This window comes from Streptomyces sp. NPDC051183, assembly GCF_040682455.1.
Taxonomy (GTDB): Bacteria; Actinomycetota; Actinomycetes; order Streptomycetales; family Streptomycetaceae; genus Streptomyces.
On record NZ_JBFBBA010000001.1, the window covers coordinates 355309 to 375116 of the forward strand.

General features: G+C 72.2%; 21 protein-coding genes. 9 read left to right on the forward strand and 12 right to left on the reverse strand.

What is annotated here, in order from left to right; all coding sequences use genetic code 11:
* Nucleotides 1–36 precede the first annotated feature (36 nt).
* From AB0M99_RS01645 to AB0M99_RS01660, 4 genes are all read right to left on the reverse strand, one after another.
* Complete coding sequence (locus AB0M99_RS01645; RefSeq protein ID WP_365916373.1) at nucleotides 37–999, reverse strand: electron transfer flavoprotein subunit alpha/FixB family protein; 963 nt, start codon at nucleotides 997–999, stop codon at nucleotides 37–39.
* Between the two features lie 60 nt (nucleotides 1000–1059).
* On the reverse strand, nucleotides 1060–1845 hold the full coding sequence (locus AB0M99_RS01650; RefSeq protein WP_365916375.1) for an electron transfer flavoprotein subunit beta/FixA family protein: 786 nt from the start codon (nucleotides 1843–1845) through the stop codon (nucleotides 1060–1062).
* 201 nt (nucleotides 1846–2046) lie between these two features.
* Nucleotides 2047–2568 carry a flavin reductase family protein gene (locus tag AB0M99_RS01655; protein ID WP_365916377.1) on the reverse strand — a complete coding sequence of 174 codons (522 nt, stop codon included), beginning with the start codon at nucleotides 2566–2568 and terminating at the stop codon, nucleotides 2047–2049.
* A 139-nt stretch (nucleotides 2569–2707) separates the two neighbouring features.
* Nucleotides 2708–3073 carry a thioredoxin family protein gene (locus AB0M99_RS01660; RefSeq protein ID WP_365916379.1) on the reverse strand — a complete coding sequence of 122 codons (366 nt, stop codon included), beginning with the start codon at nucleotides 3071–3073 and terminating at the stop codon, nucleotides 2708–2710.
* 198 nt (nucleotides 3074–3271) lie between these two features.
* On the opposite strand from AB0M99_RS01660, the gene AB0M99_RS01665 reads away from it, so the two are divergent.
* Both AB0M99_RS01665 and AB0M99_RS01670 read left to right on the forward strand, forming a co-directional pair.
* Nucleotides 3272–3994: a lysophospholipid acyltransferase family protein gene (locus tag AB0M99_RS01665; protein WP_365916381.1), complete on the forward strand. Its 723-nt coding sequence runs from the start codon at nucleotides 3272–3274 to the stop codon at nucleotides 3992–3994.
* A gap of 162 nt (nucleotides 3995–4156) precedes the next feature.
* Complete coding sequence (locus tag AB0M99_RS01670) at nucleotides 4157–5395, forward strand: MFS transporter (protein ID WP_365916383.1); 1239 nt, start codon at nucleotides 4157–4159, stop codon at nucleotides 5393–5395.
* Here the strand turns inward: AB0M99_RS01670 and AB0M99_RS01675 are convergent.
* The 6 genes from AB0M99_RS01675 to AB0M99_RS01700 all read right to left on the reverse strand — a co-directional run bounded on the left by AB0M99_RS01675 (nucleotide 5331) and on the right by AB0M99_RS01700 (nucleotide 11526).
* Nucleotides 5331–5936: a transglutaminase family protein gene (locus AB0M99_RS01675; protein WP_365916385.1), complete on the reverse strand. Its 606-nt coding sequence runs from the start codon at nucleotides 5934–5936 to the stop codon at nucleotides 5331–5333. The two genes, AB0M99_RS01670 and AB0M99_RS01675, sit on opposite strands and share 65 nt — an antisense overlap.
* A gap of 79 nt (nucleotides 5937–6015) precedes the next feature.
* On the reverse strand, nucleotides 6016–7092 hold the full coding sequence (locus AB0M99_RS01680; RefSeq protein ID WP_365916387.1) for a low specificity L-threonine aldolase: 1077 nt from the start codon (nucleotides 7090–7092) through the stop codon (nucleotides 6016–6018).
* Complete coding sequence (locus AB0M99_RS01685) at nucleotides 7089–7850, reverse strand: SDR family NAD(P)-dependent oxidoreductase (protein WP_365916388.1); 762 nt, start codon at nucleotides 7848–7850, stop codon at nucleotides 7089–7091. The genes AB0M99_RS01680 and AB0M99_RS01685 overlap by 4 nt, the downstream gene beginning before the upstream one ends.
* A gap of 26 nt (nucleotides 7851–7876) precedes the next feature.
* Complete coding sequence (locus AB0M99_RS01690) at nucleotides 7877–9283, reverse strand: DUF6421 family protein (RefSeq protein WP_365916390.1); 1407 nt, start codon at nucleotides 9281–9283, stop codon at nucleotides 7877–7879.
* A gap of 81 nt (nucleotides 9284–9364) precedes the next feature.
* Nucleotides 9365–10390, reverse strand: coding sequence for an alpha/beta hydrolase (locus AB0M99_RS01695; protein ID WP_365916392.1), 1026 nt, complete (start codon nucleotides 10388–10390; stop codon nucleotides 9365–9367).
* Nucleotides 10387–11526 carry an LLM class flavin-dependent oxidoreductase gene (locus AB0M99_RS01700; protein WP_365916394.1) on the reverse strand — a complete coding sequence of 380 codons (1140 nt, stop codon included), beginning with the start codon at nucleotides 11524–11526 and terminating at the stop codon, nucleotides 10387–10389. The genes AB0M99_RS01695 and AB0M99_RS01700 overlap by 4 nt, the downstream gene beginning before the upstream one ends.
* Nucleotides 11527–11861: 335 nt before the next feature.
* On the opposite strand from AB0M99_RS01700, the gene AB0M99_RS01705 reads away from it, so the two are divergent.
* Nucleotides 11862–12554, forward strand: coding sequence for a glycerophosphodiester phosphodiesterase family protein (locus AB0M99_RS01705; RefSeq protein ID WP_365916396.1), 693 nt, complete (start codon nucleotides 11862–11864; stop codon nucleotides 12552–12554).
* Nucleotides 12555–12572: 18 nt separating this feature from the next.
* Here AB0M99_RS01705 and AB0M99_RS01710 read toward each other — a convergent pair whose 3' ends face one another.
* Nucleotides 12573–13112: a GNAT family N-acetyltransferase gene (locus tag AB0M99_RS01710; RefSeq protein WP_365916398.1), complete on the reverse strand. Its 540-nt coding sequence runs from the start codon at nucleotides 13110–13112 to the stop codon at nucleotides 12573–12575.
* Between the two features lie 147 nt (nucleotides 13113–13259).
* Between AB0M99_RS01710 and AB0M99_RS01715 the strand changes: the two genes are divergently transcribed.
* The 4 genes from AB0M99_RS01715 (at nucleotide 13260) to AB0M99_RS01730 (ending at nucleotide 16035) form a co-directional block, all read left to right on the forward strand.
* Entirely contained in the window at nucleotides 13260–13829 is a 570-nt protein-coding gene (locus tag AB0M99_RS01715) for a DUF5134 domain-containing protein (RefSeq protein ID WP_365916400.1), read from the forward strand.
* 80 nt (nucleotides 13830–13909) lie between these two features.
* Nucleotides 13910–14848 carry a M48 family metalloprotease gene (locus AB0M99_RS01720; protein WP_365916402.1) on the forward strand — a complete coding sequence of 313 codons (939 nt, stop codon included), beginning with the start codon at nucleotides 13910–13912 and terminating at the stop codon, nucleotides 14846–14848.
* Between the two features lie 64 nt (nucleotides 14849–14912).
* Nucleotides 14913–15164, forward strand: coding sequence for a hypothetical protein (locus AB0M99_RS01725; protein WP_365916404.1), 252 nt, complete (start codon nucleotides 14913–14915; stop codon nucleotides 15162–15164).
* Between the two features lie 247 nt (nucleotides 15165–15411).
* Entirely contained in the window at nucleotides 15412–16035 is a 624-nt protein-coding gene (locus AB0M99_RS01730) for a helix-turn-helix domain-containing protein (protein ID WP_365916406.1), read from the forward strand.
* A 17-nt stretch (nucleotides 16036–16052) separates the two neighbouring features.
* Here the strand turns inward: AB0M99_RS01730 and AB0M99_RS01735 are convergent, their stop codons facing one another.
* Nucleotides 16053–17558: a hypothetical protein gene (locus tag AB0M99_RS01735; RefSeq protein ID WP_365916408.1), complete on the reverse strand. Its 1506-nt coding sequence runs from the start codon at nucleotides 17556–17558 to the stop codon at nucleotides 16053–16055.
* A gap of 94 nt (nucleotides 17559–17652) precedes the next feature.
* Between AB0M99_RS01735 and AB0M99_RS01740 the strand changes: the two genes are divergently transcribed.
* Nucleotides 17653–18309, forward strand: coding sequence for a DUF305 domain-containing protein (locus tag AB0M99_RS01740; RefSeq protein WP_365916410.1), 657 nt, complete (start codon nucleotides 17653–17655; stop codon nucleotides 18307–18309).
* 52 nt (nucleotides 18310–18361) lie between these two features.
* Entirely contained in the window at nucleotides 18362–19717 is a 1356-nt protein-coding gene (locus AB0M99_RS01745; RefSeq protein WP_365916412.1) for an FAD-dependent oxidoreductase, read from the forward strand.
* The last annotated feature ends 91 nt before the right edge of the window (nucleotides 19718–19808 follow it).

Here is a 19808-nt window from a genome sequence, read left to right on the forward strand (position 1 = left end):
CGGCCCCGGGCCTCAGCATCTGCGCAGGTCAGGCGATTAGCCCTTGCGCGCCTTGATCTCGCCGGTCAGCTGCGGAACGACCGCGAAGAGGTCGCCGACCACGCCGTAGTCGACGAGGTCGAAGATCGGGGCCTCGGCGTCCTTGTTGATGGCCACGATGGTCTTCGAGGTCTGCATGCCGGCCCGGTGCTGGATCGCGCCCGAGATGCCGGAGGCGATGTACAGCTGCGGGGAGACCGACTTGCCGGTCTGGCCGACCTGGTTGGAGTGCGGGTACCAGCCGGCGTCGACCGCGGCGCGCGAGGCACCGACGGCGGCACCGAGGGAGTCCGCGAGCTCCTCGATGATGTGGAAGTTCTCGGCACCGTTGACGCCGCGGCCGCCGGAGACCACGATCGCGGCCTCGGTCAGCTCGGGGCGGCCGGTCGACTCGCGCGGGGTGCGCGCGGTGACCTTGGTGCCGGTGGCCAGGGCGCCGAAGGTGACGGCGAGCGCCTCGACGGCGCCGGCGGCCGGAGCGGCCTCGACCGGGGCCGAGTTCGGCTTCACGGTGATGACCGGGGTGCCCTTGGAGACACGGGACTTGGTGGTGAAGGACGCGGCGAACGCGGACTGCGTCGCGACCGGACCCTCGTCACCCGCCTCCAGGTCGATGGCGTCGGTGATGATTCCCGAGCCGATACGGACCGCGAGGCGCGCGGCGATCTCCTTGCCCTCGGCGGAGGACGGGACGAGCACGGCGGCCGGGGAGACGGCGTCGTACGCGGCCTGGAGCGCGTCCACCTTCGGTACGACGAGGTAGTCGGCGAACTCGGGGGCGTCGGCGGTGAGGACCTTGACCGCGCCGTGCTCGGCGAGCACGGGGGCGGTGTCGGCGGCGCCGGCACCGAGGGCGACGGCGACGGGCTCGCCGATGCGGCGGGCCAGCGTCAGCAGCTCAAGGGTGGGCTTGCGGACGGCGCCGTCCACGTGGTCGACGTAGACGAGAACTTCAGCCATGGGACTGCTCTCCTGCGATTGCGAAGTGTCTGGGGGCGATTGAGGGGTTGGCCGAAGCTCTTAGATGAACTTCTGGCCGGCCAGGAACTCGGCCAGCTGCTTGCCGCCCTCGCCCTCGTCCTTGACGATCGTGCCGGCGGTGCGCGCCGGACGCTGCGCCGCGGAGTCGACCTTGGTCCAGGAGCCTTCCAGGCCGACCTCGTCGGCCTCGATCTCCAGCTCCTCCAGGTCCCAGGACTCCACCGGCTTCTTCTTGGCGGCCATGATGCCCTTGAAGGACGGGTAGCGGGCCTCGCCCGACTGGTCCGTCACCGAGACGAGCGCGGGGAGGGAGGCCTCCAGCTGCTCGCTCGCGGAGTCGCCGTCGCGGCGGCCGGTGACGGTGCCGTCCTCGACCTTGACCTCGGACAGCAGGGTGACCTGCGGGACGCCCAGGCGCTCGGCCAGGATCGCCGGGAGGACGCCCATGGTGCCGTCGGTCGAGGCCATGCCGGTGATGACCAGGTCGTAGCCGGCCTTCTCGATCGCCTTGGCGAGCACCAGCGAGGTGCCCATGACGTCGGAGCCGTGCAGGTCGTCGTCCTCGACGTGGATGGCCTTGTCGGCACCCATCGACAGCGCCTTGCGCAGCGCGTCCTTCGCGTCCTCGGGGCCCACCGTCAGGACGGTGATCTCCGCGTCGTCGGCCTCGTCGGCGATCTGCAGCGCCTGCTCGACGGCGTACTCGTCGAGCTCCGACAGCAGGCCGTCGACGTCGTCACGGTTGACGGTCAAGTCCTCGGTGAACTGCCGGTCGCCAGTGGCGTCGGGCACGTACTTCACACAGACAACGATCCTCAGGCTCACGCCGGCTCTCCTACCGCATCGTCATTTCTGGTACCGCCTTGTGCAGGCAGCATAGGCGCCATGTTGGGCGGATCCCGGTCGGGGCGGCCCGCGCTCCGAAGGGAATGTTACTCGTCAGTACAGCGTGGGTGGAGCCGGGTTGCAAGGTCGGCGAACTGTGACCTTGCCAACGCCACCCGAACCCGCCCGAGCAGGGACGATTCAGTCGCGCAACGCGTTGAAGCGTCCCTGGTGGTACAGCAGGGGTCGGCCTTCCCCCACCGGGTCCCCGGCAACCGCCTCCGCGATGATCACCCGGTGCGCACCGGCCGGCACCCGCGCCACGACGCGGCACACGAGCCACGCCAGGACGCCGTCCAGCACCGGAACCCCGCGCGGCCCCGGAGCCCACTCGGTGGCCGGGCCGAAGCGGTCGGCTCCGCTCCGGGCGAACAGGCCGGCCAGCTCCCTCTGGTCCTCACCGAGTATGTGGACGCCGAGGTGTTCGGAGTCGCGTATCGCGGGCCAGCTGGAGGACCCGGTGCCGATCGTGAAGGACAGCAGCGGAGGGTCGGCTGAGACGGAGTTGAGCGAGGTCGCGGTGAATCCCACCGGTCCCGCGTCGCCCGCGGCGGTGATCACGGCGACTCCCGCGGCATGGCGGCGGAACACCGAGCGCAGCAGCTCGGGCGAGCCGGGCAGGCCTGCGCCCGAGCGGGGCGACGGGACCGTCGGAGCCGTCATGAGGGGGTTCCCCGTCCGTAAAGCAGGAGTTCATACCGCATGTCGCCAGCCTGGCGATCACCCCTGCGCACAGTCAAGCCGCATCGGGCAGATGTAGGGCGCGTCACGCTGTGTGCGGGCGCGCGTACCGGCGCGGCGGTCATATCGCGGCGCCCAGGGCCGCGATCACGTCCGCCTTGCGCGGCATCCCGGCGGCTCGCCGGACGATCCCGCCGCCGGCGTCCAGCACCAGCACGGTGGGGGTCTTCTCGATGCCGAGGGCCCGCACCAGATCCAGGTTCTTCTCCGCGTCGACCTCGATGTGCGCGACGCCTTCGACCATGTCCGCGACCTCGGCGAGGATCCGCCGCGTGGCCCGGCAGGGCTGGCAGAAGGCGCTGGAGAACTGCACCAGGCTGGCGCGCTCCCCCGTCTCCGCACCCAGTTCCGCGGCGCCCAGCCGGCCGCCGCCCTCGTCCCCGCGCACCTCGTGCCTCCCGTCGCCGCCGTCGTATCGGTACATCATCGCCGTACGCTCGTACGCACCATCGAGCGCCCGGCACGTGCGCCGCATTCCCGGCGTGACGAGAATCTCGCCGGGCACGGGCGTCTGGGCTGGCCAGCAGCCCGCGTATGGGGCACGATCCCCATGGCCGCGTAACCTACGCAGCCGTAACTTCCGGCCGGGAGCACCTCCCCAGGCAGAAAGCGGGGTCTCCCCACCATGGCTGAGCTCGTCTACCCTCCTGTGATCGGCGCCGCGCACGGGCTGTTCCGCGCGCTGGACATCCGTATCGACATGAAGGGCACCGAGAACATCCCGCGGACCGGTGGAGCGGTCCTGGTGTCGAACCACATCGGCTACCTCGACTTCATCTTCGCGGGCCTGACGGCGCGGCCGCAGAAGCGCCTGGTGCGCTTCATGGCGAAGGAGTCGGTGTTCCGGCACAAGGTGTCCGGCCCGCTGATGCGCGCGATGAAGCACATCCCGGTGGACCGCAAGCAGGGTGAGACGGCGTACCAGCACGCCCTGGACTCGCTGCGGGCCGGCGAGATCATCGGAGTGTTCCCCGAGGCGACGATCTCGCAGTCCTTCACCCTCAAGAGCTTCAAGTCGGGTGCCGCGCGCATGGCGCAGGAGGCCGGCGTGCCGCTGATCCCGGTGGCGCTGTGGGGCACCCAGCGGCTGTGGACCAAGGGCCGCCCGAAGAACCTCAAGCGCAGCCACATCCCGGTGACGATGCGGGTGGGCGAGCCGATCGACGCTCCCGCCGACCAGTACGCCGGAGCCATCACCCGCCGGCTGCGCGAGCGCGTGCAGGAGCTGCTGGAAGCCGCGCAGCGCGCGTACCCGGCCCAGCCGAAGGGCGCCGAGGACTCGTGGTGGCTGCCTGCCCACCTGGGCGGCACCGCCCCCACGCCGGCGCAGGTCAAGGAAGCGGGCTGAACCTCGGCCCGCGAACGCGTGACCGTGGTGCGGCCCCGTCGGCGACGGCGGGGCCGCACCGTGCGTTCGGGGCGCGGTGAGCCGGCGATCTGAACGGGAGTCCGCCGCGCCGCGACCCTTTCGCCTTAACGTTCGATGCATACGGCGGGGAGGGGACCGGGGATGCACGGGTTCGGGCGGTACCTGGCGGCTGCACTGGCCGCGCGGTTCGCCTCCGAGGGCATGGCCATGGCCGTGGTGCTGCTCGCGGTCGAGCGCACCGGGAGCGCCGCCCACGGGGCCTTCGTACTGACCGCCTGGCTGGCACCGCACGTGCTGGCGGCCCCGCTCGCCGGGGCGGCCGCCGCCAGGGCCCGGCGGCCCCGGCTGTTCCACGTGGGCGCCCTCGCCGGGTTCACGGTCGCCGCGGCGGTACTGGCCGCGCTGCTGGGCCGGGCGCCCGCCCCGCTGGTGCTCGTGGTGGCGGTCATCGGCGGCAGTTGCGGGCCGATGGTGACGGGCGGCATGTCCAGCCTGGTCACGGGCCTGGTCCCGGCCGGGGCCGGGCGCGACCGGGCGTACAGCTGGGACGCGTCCACCTACAACGCCGCTTCGATCACGGCGCCGGCCGCGGTCAGCCTGATCGCGGCCCTGCTCTCGGCCGGGCCCGCGATGGCGCTGCTCGTCGTGGCGGGCGCCCTGGCGGCGGTGCTGGCGGCGACCCTCCCGTACGGGGATCCGGGCGCGGGCACCCCCTCCAGCGGCCCTCGCGCCGGGCTCGGGGCGGGGCTCGTCGCCCTGTGGCGGATCCACGAGCTGCGGGCGATCACTTCGGCGACGACCCTGGCCTTCGTCGGCATCGGCTCGCTCACCACTGTCTCGGTGCTGCTGGCCACCCGGCTCGACAGCCCGGGCGCCGGCGGCCTGCTCATGACGGCCTTCGCGGTGGGCGCGCTGGCCGGCACCCTGACCCTGGGCCGGATCACGGCCGTGCCTCCGGGGCGCCTGGCGCGCTGGGCCATGGCCGCAACCGGGGTCGCGCTGGCCGGGGCCTCGTTCACCACGTCCCTCCCCGTCGGCGTGGCGCTGTTCGCCGCCGCGGGGGTGTGTGACGGGCCGATCCTGACGGCCACGCTCCGCATCCGGTCGCAGTACGCCCCGGACGCGGTACGGACCCAGGTGTTCACCCTCGGCGCGGGGCTCAAGGTGACGGCCGCGTCGCTCGGTGCGGCCCTCGTGGGGCTCGCCGCCGAGGCCCCGCCGCGGGTGCTGCTGGCCGGGATCTCCGTACTGCTGCTGGCGTCAGCCCTGCTGCACGCCCTGGTGGCCGCACGGGGGCCCGCGGCGGCCGGGGCCGCTACAGAGCCGTCGGAAGGTTCCGCCAGAGCGCCGTTCGGTCCGCGGACTCCCGCAGGGCCTTGAGCACGGCGGGGTGCGCGGCGGCGTACAGCTCGGGATGGTCGAGCTCGCCCTGCTCCGGGCGGACGGGGAAGGCGAGTTGCTCCTGCTCCAGGGTGAACCGCGCGTCCACGCCGGGCTTGTTGCCCCGCGGGTCGACCCGGGACCAGCGCTCGGCGCCGGGCAGGCGGACGGCGACGAGGCCGTGGACCGCGTGCCCGGAGCTCCGGTCCTCGCCGAGGGTCAGGCGCTGGTAGCACAGGCCCGCGGGGATGCCCTGGGCGCGCAGCAGGGCGACCAGGGCGTGGGACTTCGCGTAGCAGATGCCGTTGCGGGTGCCCAGTACGTCCGAGGCGCGCCAGGAGACGCGCGGGTCTCCCGAGTCCGCGGAGTGCGGGATCACGTCACGGACGAACTCGAAGGCCGCCTTGGCGTATGAATATGCGTCGCCGGTGGCCGACCACAGACCGTCTGCGGTTTCCTGCACCAGGGGGTGCCAGTGGTCGATGACTTCATCCGACGCCAAATAGGCATGAATATCTGGGTTCTGCTGGATCAGCTCCATGGCCCGGAGCATAGCTACGCCCCCGACCGTAGATCAATAGATTTACGGGTGGGGGCATAGCTATGCAACCAGAGAGGGGCTAGCGGGCCAGCTCTTCCTTCAGCGCCTGGAGGAAGCCGTCCACGTCCTCCTCCTGGGTGTCGAAGCCGCACATCCAGCGGACGTCGCCGGCGGCCTCGTCCCAGAAGTAGAAGCGGAAACGCTTCTGCAAGCGCCTGGACACCTCGTGCGGCAGACGCGCGAACACCGCGTTCGCCTGCACCGGATAGAGGATCTCCACCCCGTCCGTCTCCCGGACCCCCGCCGCCAGCCGCTGCGCCATCGCGTTGGCGTGCCGGGCGTTGCGCAGCCACAGGTCCTTCGCGAGCAGGGCCTCCAACTGCACCGAAACGAAACGCATCTTGGACGCGAGCTGCATCGACATCTTGCGGATGTGCTTCATCTGCCGGACCGCGTCCGGGTTGAGCACCACCACGGCCTCGCCGAACATCATGCCGTTCTTGGTGCCGCCGTACGACAGCACGTCCACGCCGACCGTGTTCGTGAAGGTCCGCATCGGCACGTCGAGCGAGGCCGCGGCGTTGGCTATCCGGGCCCCGTCGAGGTGGACCTTCATACCCTTGCCGTGGGCGTGCTCGCAGATCGCCCGGATCTCGTCCGGGGTGTAGACCGTGCCCAGCTCGGTGTTCTGGGTGATCGACACGACCTGCGGCATCGCCCGGTGCTCGTCCTCCCAGCCCCACGCCTGCCGGTCGATGAGCTCGGGGGTGAGCTTGCCGTCCGGCGTCGGGACGGTGAGCAGCTTGAGCCCCGCCATCCGCTCGGGCGCGCCGCCCTCGTCGACGTTGATGTGCGCCGACTCGGCACAGATCACCGCGCCCCAGCGGTCCGTCAGGGCCTGGAGGGCCGTGACGTTCGCGCCGGTGCCGTTGAACACCGGATAGGCCTCGGCGTACGGGCCGAAGTGGCTGCGGATGATCTTCTGGAGGTGCTCGGTGTACTCGTCCTCGCCGTAGGCGACCTGGTGGCCGTCGTTGGCCAGCGCGATGGCTTCGAGGATCTCCGGGTGGACTCCCGCGTAGTTGTCGCTCGCGAAGCCGCGCACCGCCGGGTCGTGGTGCCGGCGGGCGTCGGTCTTCCCGGTAGCGGTCCTCACGGTTGCGGAGTGAGCCACAGACGCTGTCCGTTCACATCGGGGGCGGGCCGCTCCCAGACGCCGGCGATGGCCTCGGCCAGCTCCTTGACGTCGGTGAAGCCCGCGAACTTCGCATTGGGACGCTCGGCGCGCATGGCGTCGTGCACCAGTGCCTTGATGACCAGGATCGCAGCCGCCGCGCTCGGACCGTCCTCGCCGCCCGCCTTGCGGAAGGAGTCCGCCATGGCGAGCGTCCAGGCCTCGGCGGCCGCCTTGCCCGCGTTGTACGCGGCGTTGTTGGCGACCGGCTTGTGCGCACCGGACTGGCTGACCAGCACGTACCGGCCTCGGTCGCTGCGCAGCAGCCCGTCGTGGAAGGCGAGCGAGGTGTGCTGGACGGTGCGGATGAGGAGCTTCTCCAGGAAGTCCCAGTCCGCGAGGTCGACGTCGGTGAAGGTCTTGCTGCCGCGCCAGCCGCCCACCAGGTGGACGAGGCCGTCGACCCGGCCGAACTCCTTCTCGGTCTGCTCGGCCCAGGCCTTGGTGGCGCCCAGGTCGAGCAGGTCCACCGTGTCACCGGTGATGGTGGCGCCGCCGTGTGCGTAGCGCGCGGCGTCCACGGCCTCCGCGAGCCGTCCCGCGTCGGCGTCGGACGCCACGACCACGGCGCCCGCCTCGGCGAGGCGGAGCAGGGTGGCGCGGCCGGCGGGCCCGCCGGCCCCGGCCACCGCCACCACCGCTCCGTGGAGCTTCCCGTTGCCGTTCCCGGAGCCGTTCATCTGTGCAGCCTCCTGTGGGCGAGTGCTCACGCGGCGACCCGCTCGGCGTGCTCGGCGTTCAGGGCCGTGATGCCCTTGGTCGAGGCGATCACGCCCTTGAGCTTCTTGGCGAGGGCCTCATAGAACATGCTGAGCGGAAACTCGTCCGCAAGCACGTCGTCCACGAGCTTGCGCGGCGGCTGCGTCATGTCCAGGGCGTCGGGGCCCTTGGCCCACTTGGATCCCGGGTGCGGGGCGAGGTAGGTGGAGACCAGCTCGTAGGCCTTGAACCAGTGGACGAGCTTCGGGCGGTCGATGCCGGCCCGGTAGAGGTCCTCGATCTCGGCGCACAGCTGGTTGGTGACCTGCGGGGCCCGCATCCAGTCGATCTTCAGCTTGTTGTCCGTCCAGCGTACGACGTCGTGCTTGTGGAGGTACGCGAAGAGGAGCTGGCCGCCGAGGCCGTCGTAGTTCCGGTTGCGGTCGCCGGAGACCGGGAAGCGGAACATCCGGTCGAACAGCACGGCGTACTGCACGTCACGGCCGTGCTCGTTGCCCTCGGACTCCAGCTTCACGGCCTCCTTGAAGGCGGTGAGGTCGCAGCGCAGCTCCTCCAGGCCGTACATCCAGAACGGCTGGCGCTGCTTGATCATGAAGGGGTCGAACGGCAGGTCGCCGTGGCTGTGGGTGCGGTCGTGGACCATGTCCCACAGGACGAAGGCCTTCTCGCAGCGCTCCTGGTCGTCGACCATGGCGGCGATGTCCTCGGGCAGCGTGATGCCCAGGATGTCCACGGCGGCCGCGGTGACCTTGCGGTAGCGGGCGGCCTCGCGGTCGCAGAAGATGCCGCCCCAGGTGAAGCGCTCGGGGGCCTCGCGCACGGCGATGGTCTCCGGGAAGAGCACGGCGGAGTTGGTGTCGTAACCCGGGGTGAAGTCCTCGAAGGTGATGCCGAGGAAGAGCGGGTTGTCGTACCGGGTGCGCTCCAGCTCGGCGAGCCACTCGGGCCACACCATCTTCAGCGCGACGGCCTCCAGATTGCGGTCCGGGTTGCCGTTCTGCGTGTACATCGGGAAGACGACGAGGTGCTGGAGCCCGTCCTCGCGCCCGGCGGCCGGGTGGAAGGCCAGCAGGGAGTCGAGGAAGTCCGGCACCTGGAAGCCGTCGGCGGCCCACTTGCGCAGGTCGGCGACGAGCGCCCGGTGGTAGGAGGCGGCGTGCGGGAGCAGCGGGGAGAGCGTCTCGACCCCGGCGATCACCCGCTCCACGGCGGCCTCGGCGGCGGCCCGGGCGGGAGCGCCATCGGCTTCGAAGTCGATGGAGCCGTCCTTGGACTGCCAGGGGCGGATCTCCTCCACGGCGGCCTTGAGCTCGGGCCACGCAGGGTGGTCGACCACCCGCGCGCCAGCGGATATCACGGTACCGCCGACACCCGGCACAAGAGTTTCCGTCATGTCACTTCCTCCACAGGAGAACCTCACGTAAAGACAGCGTAGGCATGTGAGGCTCTCCTACTCAAGAGGCAGCACGGGAAATTATCCTGCCCGACCCCCTTCTTCACCGAAATTCTTCCCGTCCTTTCGGGTGGAAGCGATTACTCCGCCCAGTTGCTCCAAGACCTGCCTGGCATGCGGGAGTACGGCCGCCAGCGCGAGGAATCCGTGGAACATCCCGGGGTGCCCGTCCAGGGCCGAACGGCCCCCGCTCCCGATCAGCCGGTAGTGGTACGTCTCACCCTCGTCCCGCAGCGGATCGCACCCGGCGACCACCACGTGCGCGGGCGGGAGCCCGCTCAGGTCGGCCACCAGGGGTGAGGCGAGCGGATGCCCGCCGTATCCGTCCGGCCCCAGGTACTGCTCCCAGAACCAGCGCATGTGCGCGGCGCTCAGGAAGTACCCGCTGGCATTGTCCCGGTACGACGCGGTGTCCTGGGCCGCGTCCAGCACCGGGTAGAGCAGCACCTGGAGCGCGACCGCCGGCCCCCCGCGCTCCCGGGTCAGCAGCAGCGAGGCGACGGCGAGGTTCCCGCCCGCGCTGTCCCCCGCGACCACCAGTGCGGCCGGGTCGCCGCCCAGCTCGCGCACGTGCTCTCCGGCCCAGGCCAGGGCGGCGTACGCGTCCTCGGCGGCGGCGGGGAAGCGGGCCTCGGGGGCGCGGCGGTAGTCGACGGAGACGAGGACCGCGCCGGCGGCCCGGCACAGCTCCCGGGCGGTGGTGTCGTGGCTGTCGAGGTCGCACAGGACCCAGCCGCCTCCGTGGCAGTACACGACGGTCGGCCGGGGCCCCGGCCAGAGCCGCGGGTCGGGGCGGTAGATCCGCACCGGGACCGGCGGCGCCCCGGCGGGCCCGGGGACCTCGCGGTCCAGCACGGCGCCCACGGCGGGCGGGAGCGGGGGCGGGGACTGCGTCGCGGAACCGGCAGCCGCAGCGAGGATCCGGCGGGCCTCGACCGCGTCGGTGACGGCCCCGCCCAGGTCGGGGAAGCGGGCGGCCAGCGCATCCGCGTAGGGCCGGGCGGCGGGGTCGAGCCGGTCGGGTCCCGGCGTCCCGGCGGCGCTCACGCGGTCCGGCCGGACCGCTGCCCGGCGAAGTGCGGGATGACCTTCTCGCCCCATTGCCGGAGGGTCTCCAGGCAGGCCTCCTGCGGCACCGTGCCCATCTGGATCAGGCACATGACCTCATCGGCCCCCGCCTCCCGGAGCCGTTCGACGTAGGCGATGGCGTCGTCGGCGCTGCCGTAGGCGTGGTCGGCGTTGAAGGTGGCCCTGGAGGTGGGCCGGACCGGGATGTCCTGCTCGTTCAGCCGGGCCACCACCTGCTCGGCGGCCCTGCGCATGTCCGCCGCCTCGTCGGCGCCCTCGACCACGGCTTCGTCCGGGACGCCGGCCCCTCCGTACCAGTGGCCGATGGACTGGGCGAAGAACCGCTGGCCCCGGATGCCGATCCGGCGCGCCTCGGCCGCGTCGTCGAGCACGATGGTCGGGCAGAGGACCGAGAAGTGGTCGTTGACGACGGTGGACACGAACCGGCCGCCGTCCCGCCCGGCGATGGCGGCGTCGTAGACGGACCGCATGGCCGCGATCGACGCGGGGCCTGCGAAGCCCATCACCAGCGCCCCGATTCCCAGTTCGGCGGCCTGCATCAGGGTCTCGCCCCGGCTGCACGCCAGGAACAGCGGCGGATGCGGGCGCTGCTGCGGCCTCGGCAGGATCGGGTGCGGGCCGATGTCGATCAGCTCCCCGTGGTACTCCAGCTCCTCCTCCTGCCAGGCCTTGCCGATGATCCGCAGCGCCTCCTCGACCTCCGCCGCCGTGCGGTCCCGGTCGACCCCGCACAGCGAGGTCTCCTGCACGGTGCCGCCGCGTCCCGCGCCGAGGTCCAGGCGCCCGCCGGACAGCAGGTCGAGCATCGCGGCCCGCTCGGCGACCCGGACCGGGTGGTTGAAGTTGAAGGGCATGCACACGACACCGTGCCCAATGCGTATGGTGCTCGTCCTGGCGGCGACCCAGGTCAGGAAGACCTCGGGCGCGGACATGTGTGCGTACCACTTCAGGGAGTGGTGCTCCACCGCCCAGATCCGGTCGAATCCCATCCGCTCGGCCAGCACCGCCTGCTCGACGCAGTCGCGGATGACCTGGTGCTCCCGCTCCGCCGTCGGGTCGGCCAGCTGCGCTTCGAAGATCACGGAGAACTTCACGATGCCTCCAGGGTTGCGTCCCGTGCGCGCTTATTTCGGTTAGGAATATGACTAGTAGTCATACCTCGAAGAAGCAAGAGAAGAGGCAGAACCCGGCGCCTGCCGGAACGTCAAGCCGGTGGGGACGCGCCCACGCCCGGGTGACGCCGCAATCCCGCCCCGGCGCCCGCCGCGGCCCCAAGGCCCGGACGGGCAACGGCCGGAAGGCGCGTGCGGGCCGTTGCACGGGCGGTCTCATCGCACCCGCGGCGCACTAGCATGCGTCCTCACCGCGCGCGGCCGGTCGGGACACCGCCGCCGTGCGGGGAGCCGCCGTCGACGGAAGCGAGAGAACCTTGACTTTCCTCACCATCGGTCACCGCGGGGTCATGGGTGTCGAACCGGAGAACACCCTGCGGTCGTTCACCCGCGCGGAACGCTCCGGCATGGACGTCATCGCGCTGGATCTGCGACTCAGCAAGGACGGCGCCCTGGTCGTCCTGCACGACGCCGAGGTGGACCGGACCACCGACGGCTCGGGCGCCGTCGCCGACCTGACCCTGGCCGAGCTGCGCGAGCTGGACGCCGGTGACGGCCAGCACGTGCCGGTCCTGGAGGAGGTACTGGACGCCGTCCGGGCCCCGCTCCAGGTGTCGGTCCGGGACCGGGGCACCGCCGGGGTGCTCGCCGAGGTGCTGCTGAGCCGGGACCTCACCGCGCGGGTGGAGGTGGCATCCCCCGACGACGCGCTGCTCGGCGCGGTCGCCCGCCTCGTGCCGGGCGTACGGACCGCGCTCCGGGCGGATCAGAGCGGGAGCGACGCGGACGACATCGTGGCGCGGGCGCTGGCCGCGCATGCGGAAACGGTCGCTCTGAACATCCGGCGGCTGACGCTGGAGACCGTGGAGTCGGCGCACGCTGCCGGGCTGCGGGTGACGGGCTGGACGGTCAACTCCCTGGAGCAGCTGCGACTGGCGCGGGCGCTCGAACTGGACGGCGCGGCCACCGACTTCCCGGAGATCCGCAGCACGGGCCGCTTCACGGCCTGACGGGCGGCGCCGGCGCGACTACAGCGACTTGACGAGCAGTTCGAAGGCCAGGTCCTCGCGCAGCGGGATGCCGAAGCGCTCGTCCCCGTACGGGAAGGGGCTCATCTGTCCGGTGCGCCGGTAGCCGCGGCGCACGTAGTAGGCGATGAGCTCCTCCCGTACGTTCACCACCGTCATCCGCATCTCCTTGGCGTCCCACTGCTCCCGGGCGCGACGCTCGGCCTCGGCGAGAATCTCCTTGCCGAGACCGGCGCCCTGGAGCCCGGGGCGGACCGCGAACATGCCGAAGTAGACGTGGTCCCCGCGGTGTTCGAGCTGGCAGCAGGCCACGAGCTCGCCCCCGCGCTCCACGACGAGAAGGGTGCCGTCCGGGGTCTCGATGACCCGGCGGACGCCGTCCTCGTCGGTCCGCTGCCCTTCCAGGTAGTCCGCCTCGGTGGTCCAGCCGCCCCGGCTGGCGTCTCCCCGGTACGCCGATTCGACGAGCTCCACGAGCTGCGGCACGTCGGCCTCGACGGCACTGCGGAAGCTCAGGGTGTTGGATTCGGCGGTGGGCATCGGGTGGCTCCGTTCGGGTGCTGGGCATATGACATGCCTGGTCCGGCACAGAGAGCCTAACCCTGCACGGCGTGCGGACCTCTCCGCACGGGCATCTCTTCCGGTGACGCCGACGAACCGGGAGGTTCCGCCGTGCACGGTCCCGCGATGTCCCTCTCCTCCTCCGTCTCCGCCTGGCTGCTCGTCCTGCTGTGCACGGCGAGCGGTGCCTACTGCCTGCTGCGGGTGCGCAGAACGGGGCGCGGTTCGCGCGGTGGGTCGGCGGCCGCCGGGGAGGCCCTGATGGGGTTCGGGATGGCGCTGATGGCGCTGCCGCTCGGGACGGGCGGGGGCTGGCAGGGGCCCGTGCTGCTGGTCGTCTTCTGCGCCGCCGCGCTGCACTCGGTGTGGCTGCTGCGGGAGGGTGCGCACCACACCCACCACCTGGTGGGCTCGCTGACGATGGTCTACATGGCCCTGGCGGCCGCCTCCGGGCCGGGGCACGGGCACGCGGGCACGGCCGGACTGCCGCTGCTGACCGGGCTGCTGCTCGTCTACTACGCCGGGTACGTGGTGCTCGGCGGGGCCCGGCTGGTCACGGTCGGCGCGACGGCCGCCGCGGGCGCCGACACCGGTGGCGCCGGGGACCGGGGCGGGCGGGGCGGGAGCACCGAGCTGATCCGGGCCTGCCGGCTGGCCATGGGGACGGGGATGCTGGCGATGCTGCTGACCATGTGAGGCCAGGAGCGGAAGTGTGCTGCGTCACCAATCACCCGGACCGTACCCGCAGGTAGCCGGGCGCTCATAAGGTGGGGAGCATGATGGTCCCCGCAGCTCTCCTGCTGCTCGGCGCCCTGACCGCGGTGCTGGCCCCCCGTCTGCTGGCCCGGGCCCGGTGGCCCGAGCGTGAACCCGTCGTCGCCCTGTGGGTGTGGCAGTGCGTGGTGGGCGCCGTGCTGCTGTGCTTCGCGCTGTCGATGCTGCTGAGCGCGGCCGCCGCCTGGCAGGCGGTCCGGGGCCGGCTGTTCGCCGTGGCCCCGACCGGGGTGGTCGACGCCTACGCCCTGGGTGCCTCGGGCGGCCCCTGGGCCGTCGGCACCGCCCTCGCGCTGGCCGGCTGCGGGCTGTGGACCGGCGCGATGCTGACGCGGGAGATCCTGCGGGCCCGCGCCCGGCGGCGCGCGCAGGGGGCCGAACTGCTGGTACGGGCCCCGCTGATGCCGGGAGAGGACCCCGCCGGCGTACGGCTCGTCGTACTGGAGGGCGAGCGGCCCGCCAGTTGGTGGCTGCCGGGCGCGGCCCCGCGGCTGGTGGTCACGACGGCGGCGCTGGGGCGGCTCAAGGGCAGTCAGTTGGACGCGGTGCTGGCGCACGAGCAGGGGCACGCGGCAGCCCGGCACGACTGGTTGCTGCACTGCTCGCGGGCGCTGTCCGGCGGGTTCCCGCAGGTGCCGGTGTTCGCCGCGTTCGAGGAGGAGATGCACCGGCTGGTCGAGCTGGCCGCGGACGACGTGGCCTCGCGGCGGTTCGGGCGGCTCACCGTCGCGCTGGCGCTGGTGGGGCTGAACGAGGACAGCGGTGTGTTCGGGCCCGGCTCGGCTCCGGAGGCACACGTCCCGCAGCGGGTCCGGCGGCTGCTGTCGGCCGCGCCCCGGCTGTCGGCGGGGCGCCGGGTCCAGCTGACGGCGCTGGCCACGCTGGTGCCCGTGGTGCCGCTGCTGGTGGCCTTCGTACCCGCGCTGAGCGCGCTGACGTAGCCGCCGCGCACCCGCGCGCCCCGGCCCGGATGCGTCCGCCGCGATCCGGCAGCAGGCTGGGGGGATGGAGCATGCGCCGATCGTCGTGCACCGGATCTCCGCTTCGGGCGGCCGGCGGGTCACCATCCGCGTGCAGGGGACGGAGACCTCCCTCGGCGTCGCGCATTCGGATGCGGACGTGATCGAGTTCCTGCGCCGGATCGAGGTGCCGGAGCCGGACGAGGTGGCCCTCGGCGGCGAGTCGGCGCTGATCGAGTGGCAGGGCGACGCGGCGCACCAGTACGAGCCCGAATCCCCGACCCTGGACCTGCCCTGAGCGTGGGCGGCCGCCGGCGCGCGGCAGCCCTCCCGTGGGGAGCCGGGAGGGGTGACGGCCCGGGATGGTCCGGACCCACACCATATGCACGGCTATCGGGCGCCGGATAGGCATATGACAGAGGAAGTTCCGCATAGCCGGGCGCCGTGCGGGAGTGCCTGCTCTGGGCGATCCCCCGCGTCGCCCAGAGCAGACGGCCCCGTGCGCTGAGTATATTGGCTGGAAGCCAGTCAACGCAGGAGTAAGCATGTCCCCGCGCAGCGCATCGGTCAATGAAGAATTGCGCAGACGTTCCCGCGAGCGGCTGCTCCAGGCCACGGTCGACCTCGTCGGCGAACGCGGGTACGAGTCCACGACCCTCGGCGACATCGCCGACCGGGCGGGGGCGGCGCGCGGCCTGGTCTCGTACTACTTCCCGGGCAAGCGGCAACTGCTCCAGTCGGCCGTGCACCGGCTGATGCACCTCACCCTGGAGGCGGCGCTGGAGCGCGAGCCGCGCAGTGACGACGGCCGCGAACGGCTCGCGCGCGCCATCGACGCGATCCTCGGGCTGGCCCGCGACCATCCGCTGCTGATGCGCACGCACATGGCGGGCATCCTCCAGGCGGAGGGTTTCGTCCAGTGCCCGGAGCAGCAGCGGCTGGCCGAGCTGCTGAGGGACACCGTCACCCGGTACGGCTCGCCGGACGTGGACACGGACTACCCGCTGCTGCGGGCGCTGCTGATGGGCGCGGTGGTCGCGGTGCTGCTGCCGGGGGCCCCGATGCCGGGGCCCCGGCTGCGGGCCGAGTTGTTCCAGCGCTACGGGCTGGACTGGGAGCTCGGTGTCCCGCCGGACGGCGGACCGCCCGACGGAACGTTTCCGCGCTAGGTGCGGGCTGCCTGCCGCTACCGGTACTCGGGCTGGCTCTGGACGTTCAGCCGGTCGATCCAGACCCACTTGGCGCTCTCGGTGCGCCAGTCGTCGAGCCTCAGCACGTCGAGGCCCTTGGCGATGTCGTTCGAGTAGATGTGCCCGTTGTAGTAGTACGCCGACCACGAGCCGCCGACCCCGAGGGTGTCCGTGCTGAGCGGACCGCGCTCGAAGTAGCCGATCTCCTTGGGCTTGGTGGAGTCGGTGAAGTCCCACACCGAGACGCCGCCCTGGTACCAGGCCTGCACCATGATGTCGCGGCCGCCGCCGACCGGGATCAGCGAGCCGTTGTGGGCCACGCAGTTCTCGGTGTCGGCCTGGTGGCGCGGGATCTTGAAGTAGCTCTTGAAGACGAGCTTGCGCTGGTCGCCCCGGCCGGTGATGTCGTAGATGCCGTCGGCGCCCCGGTCCGGGCCGACGACCGCGTTGCAGGTGGCGCCGCCTCCGCCGCCGAGCTCGTCGGTGAACACCACCTTGTTCGCCTGCTCGTTGAAGGTGGCCGAGTGCCAGAACGCGAAGTTCACGTTGTCCTGGACCCGGTCGATCACCCGCGGTTCCTCGGGCTTGCTGATGTCGAAGAGGATGCCGTCACCCATGCAGGCGCCGGCGGCCAGGTTCTTGGACGGCAGCACGGTGATGTCGTGGCAGCCCGTGGTCTTGGAGACGCCCGGGTTGACCGGTCCGCCCGGGTTGCCGCCGTCCGGGAAGAGGATCGGGAAGGAGACGACCGCGGCCTGCGTCGGCGCCTTCTTCGGGACCTTGATCACCGAGATGCCGTCGTGCGGCGGCTTGCAGTCCGGGAAGGCCTCGTTCGGCGAGTACGAGGACACGTAGAGGTAGACGTCCCCGCGGTGACCCGGCACCACGGTGTGGGTGTGCGAACCGCAGCTGGTCTCGACGGACTTGATGTACTTCGGGTTCTTCTTGTCCTTGATGTCGAAGATCTTGATGCCCTCCCAGGAGGACTTCTCCGTGGCGGGCTGCGACACGCTGTTGCAGGAATCGTCGCTGCGCGAGGAGTCCGTGGAGAGGAAGAGCAGGTCCCCTTGGACCGAGATGTCGTTCTGGCCGCCCGGGCAGAGCACCTGGGAGACCGTCTTGGGGGCCTTCGGGTTGCCTATGTCGTAGATCGTGAACCCGGAGTAGTTGCCCGCGTAGGCGTACTTCCCCTGGAATGCCAGGTCGGAGTTGATGACGGTGGAGTCGGTGCTGGGGATGTTGGCCAGGTGCTTGATGTTCCGGCTGTGGACGATCTCGTCCTTGCCGGGGATCTCACCGGGTGCGAGCTCCCGGCCTTCCGGAGCGGCGTCCGCGCTCTGCCGGGAGCGGGCCGCGCCCGGCGTTAAGTCCCCCGGATCCGGGGTCGCGGATGCCGGGGCCGCGGAGAGGAGCGTGGCAAGGAGCCCTGCCGCCGCGACGGCGGCCCCCAGGCTCCTGGTCCCCACTCTGCTGGTGCGCAACGAGGTCACTGTGCCTCCCATGGGAGTCCTGTCGGTTCCGTTCGGGATGGGAACGGAACCAGGACCCCGGCAGTATCTTCCTTTCATGGACATGGCAAAAGTCTTATTTCACCGAATGGCCGGGGCGACCCTGGCCGCCTCCCTGCTCCTCGCCGTCACCGGCTGCGAGGAAGAGGGCGGGGACGGGCCGAAGGAGGGTGCCGCCGCGGTGATCGCTCCGGGCAAGCCGGGCGAGAAGTCCCGCACCCTCTCCCCCGAACAGGCCGCCAAGGAGCGGCCCGACGACAGCCCCAACACCGCCGACCAGACGTACGTGCGGAACATGGTCGAGCACCACCGCCAGGCCCTGGAGATGAGCGCCCTCGCGCCGGAGCGGGCCTCGGCCGAAGGGGTCAGACGCGTCGCCGAGCGGATCAGCGCCGCCCAGCGGCCCGAGATCGGCGCGATGGAGAAGTGGCTGGGGCTCCACCCGGCGCCCACCCCCGGCTCCGCGACCCCCGGCTCCGCAACCGGCGGCACCGCAACCGGCGGCCACGACCATGGCGCGATGCCGGGCATGGCGACGCGGGCGCAGCTCGACGAGCTGGCGGCGGCCAGGGGTCCGGAGTTCGACCGGCTCTTCCTCCGGCTGATGATCACCCACCACGAGGGCGCCCTGAAGATGGCCGGCGAGGCGCTGGCCGGCGGCAACAACGTCGCCGTCGAGGAGATGGCCAACGAGGTCGTGGCCACCCAGAGCGCCGAGATCCACCGGATGCGCGCGATGGGCTGACGCCGCAGGTGCCCGGTGTCATGCTGGGAGCACCTGCGGGAGGAGCTCCGCCGTGCTTCGTATCGCCGTCGTCGGATCGGGCCCCAGCGGGGTCTACGCCGCTCAGACACTGGTCCAGCAGCGCGAGGTCCCGGGCGTACGGGTCGACGTGCTCGACCGACTGCCGGCCCCGTACGGGCTGGTGCGGTACGGGGTGGCCCCCGACCACGAGAAGATCAAGTCCCTGCAGGGCAACCTGCGCACCGTGCTGGAGGACGAGCGGATCCGCTTCCTCGGGAACGTCGAGGTCGGCGGTCCGCACCTGTCCACCGACCGGCTCCTGGAGCTGTACCACGCGGTGGTGTACTGCGTGGGTGCCGCTCGGGACCGGCTGCTCGGGATTCCGGGCGAGGAACTGGCCGGGGTGCACTCCGCGACGGCCTTCGTGTCCTGGTACAGCGGCCACCCGGACGCGGCGGCCGAGGCCTTCGACCTGCCCGGCGTGGGCGCGGCGATCGTGGTCGGGGCGGGCAACGTCGCCGTGGACGTGACGCGGATCCTGGCCCGGGGCGTACCGGAGCTGGCTCCGACCGACATGCCCCACCCGGCGCTCGGGGCGCTCGGCGCGAGCGGGGTGCGCGAGGTGCAGATGGTGGCCCGACGCGGGCCCTCGCAGGGCAAGTTCACCACCAAGGAGCTCCGCGAACTGGGCACTATGCCGGGCGTGGACGCCGTGGCGGACCCCGCGGAGATGGCCGTGGACCCGGCGTACGCGGACCCGGGCGCGGCCCTGCCCGCGGTGAACCGGCGCAATGTGGAAGTGCTGCGCGGCTGGGCCGCCGACCCCCCGCGCGGGGGCGGGCGGCGGATCGCGCTGAGGTTCTTCCTGCGTCCGGTGGAGGTGCTCGGCGGGCCGGACGGGCGCGTCACCGGGATGCGCTTCGAGCGGACGGCCCCCGACGGCCGGGGCGGGGTCAGTGGGACGGGCGTCTACGAGGACATCCCGGCGCAGCTCGTGCTGCGCTCGGTGGGGTACCAGGGGGTCCCGCTGCCGGGGCTGCCGTTCAACGAGGCGACCGGTACGGTCCCGCACGCGGCGGGCCGGATCGTGCGCGCGGGCCGCGCCTCGGTCGGGGAGTACGTGGCGGGCTGGATCAAGCGCGGCCCGACCGGGGTGATCGGCACCAACCGGCCCTGCGCCAAGGAGACGGCGTCCTCGCTGCTGCAGGACGCCGGGGCGCTGGCCCGGCGCGCGCTGCCGCGGGACCCCTTGGAGGCGCTGCGGGAGGCGGGGCTGAGCCCGGTGGAGTGGCCGGGCTGGCTGGCCATCGAGGCGGCCGAGGCGGAGCTCGGGCGCTCGCTGGGCCGTCGCTCGGTGAAGATCCCGGACTGGACCGGCCTGCTGGGCGCGGCGAGCCGGACGGGCTGACGAGCGGGCTCTGCCGGGCGGGCTTCGGCGGGCGTGCTTCGGCGGGCCGGGTCCTGACGGGCCGGGTCCTGGCGGGCCGGGTCCTGGCGGG

Bases quoted from the DNA above. Each gene is read 5' to 3' on its own strand.
- AB0M99_RS01645 (WP_365916373.1), bottom strand. From the start codon at position 999: ATGGCTGAAGTTCTCGTCTACGTCGACCACGTGGACGGCGCCGTCCGC.
- AB0M99_RS01655 (WP_365916377.1), bottom strand. From the start codon at position 2,568: ATGACGGCTCCGACGGTCCCGTCGCCCCGCTCGGGCGCAGGCCTGCCC.
- AB0M99_RS01660 (WP_365916379.1), bottom strand. From the start codon at position 3,073: ATGATGTACCGATACGACGGCGGCGACGGGAGGCACGAGGTGCGCGGG.
- AB0M99_RS01665 (WP_365916381.1), top strand. From the start codon at position 3,272: ATGGCTGAGCTCGTCTACCCTCCTGTGATCGGCGCCGCGCACGGGCTG.
- AB0M99_RS01670 (WP_365916383.1), top strand. From the start codon at position 4,157: ATGCACGGGTTCGGGCGGTACCTGGCGGCTGCACTGGCCGCGCGGTTC.
- AB0M99_RS01675 (WP_365916385.1), bottom strand. From the start codon at position 5,936: ATGGAGCTGATCCAGCAGAACCCAGATATTCATGCCTATTTGGCGTCG.
- AB0M99_RS01685 (WP_365916388.1), bottom strand. From the start codon at position 7,850: ATGAACGGCTCCGGGAACGGCAACGGGAAGCTCCACGGAGCGGTGGTG.
- AB0M99_RS01690 (WP_365916390.1), bottom strand. From the start codon at position 9,283: ATGACGGAAACTCTTGTGCCGGGTGTCGGCGGTACCGTGATATCCGCT.
- AB0M99_RS01710 (WP_365916398.1), bottom strand. From the start codon at position 13,112: ATGCCCACCGCCGAATCCAACACCCTGAGCTTCCGCAGTGCCGTCGAG.
- AB0M99_RS01715 (WP_365916400.1), top strand. From the start codon at position 13,260: ATGTCCCTCTCCTCCTCCGTCTCCGCCTGGCTGCTCGTCCTGCTGTGC.
- AB0M99_RS01720 (WP_365916402.1), top strand. From the start codon at position 13,910: ATGATGGTCCCCGCAGCTCTCCTGCTGCTCGGCGCCCTGACCGCGGTG.
- AB0M99_RS01725 (WP_365916404.1), top strand. From the start codon at position 14,913: ATGGAGCATGCGCCGATCGTCGTGCACCGGATCTCCGCTTCGGGCGGC.
- AB0M99_RS01730 (WP_365916406.1), top strand. From the start codon at position 15,412: ATGTCCCCGCGCAGCGCATCGGTCAATGAAGAATTGCGCAGACGTTCC.
- AB0M99_RS01735 (WP_365916408.1), bottom strand. From the start codon at position 17,558: ATGGGAGGCACAGTGACCTCGTTGCGCACCAGCAGAGTGGGGACCAGG.
- AB0M99_RS01740 (WP_365916410.1), top strand. From the start codon at position 17,653: ATGGCCGGGGCGACCCTGGCCGCCTCCCTGCTCCTCGCCGTCACCGGC.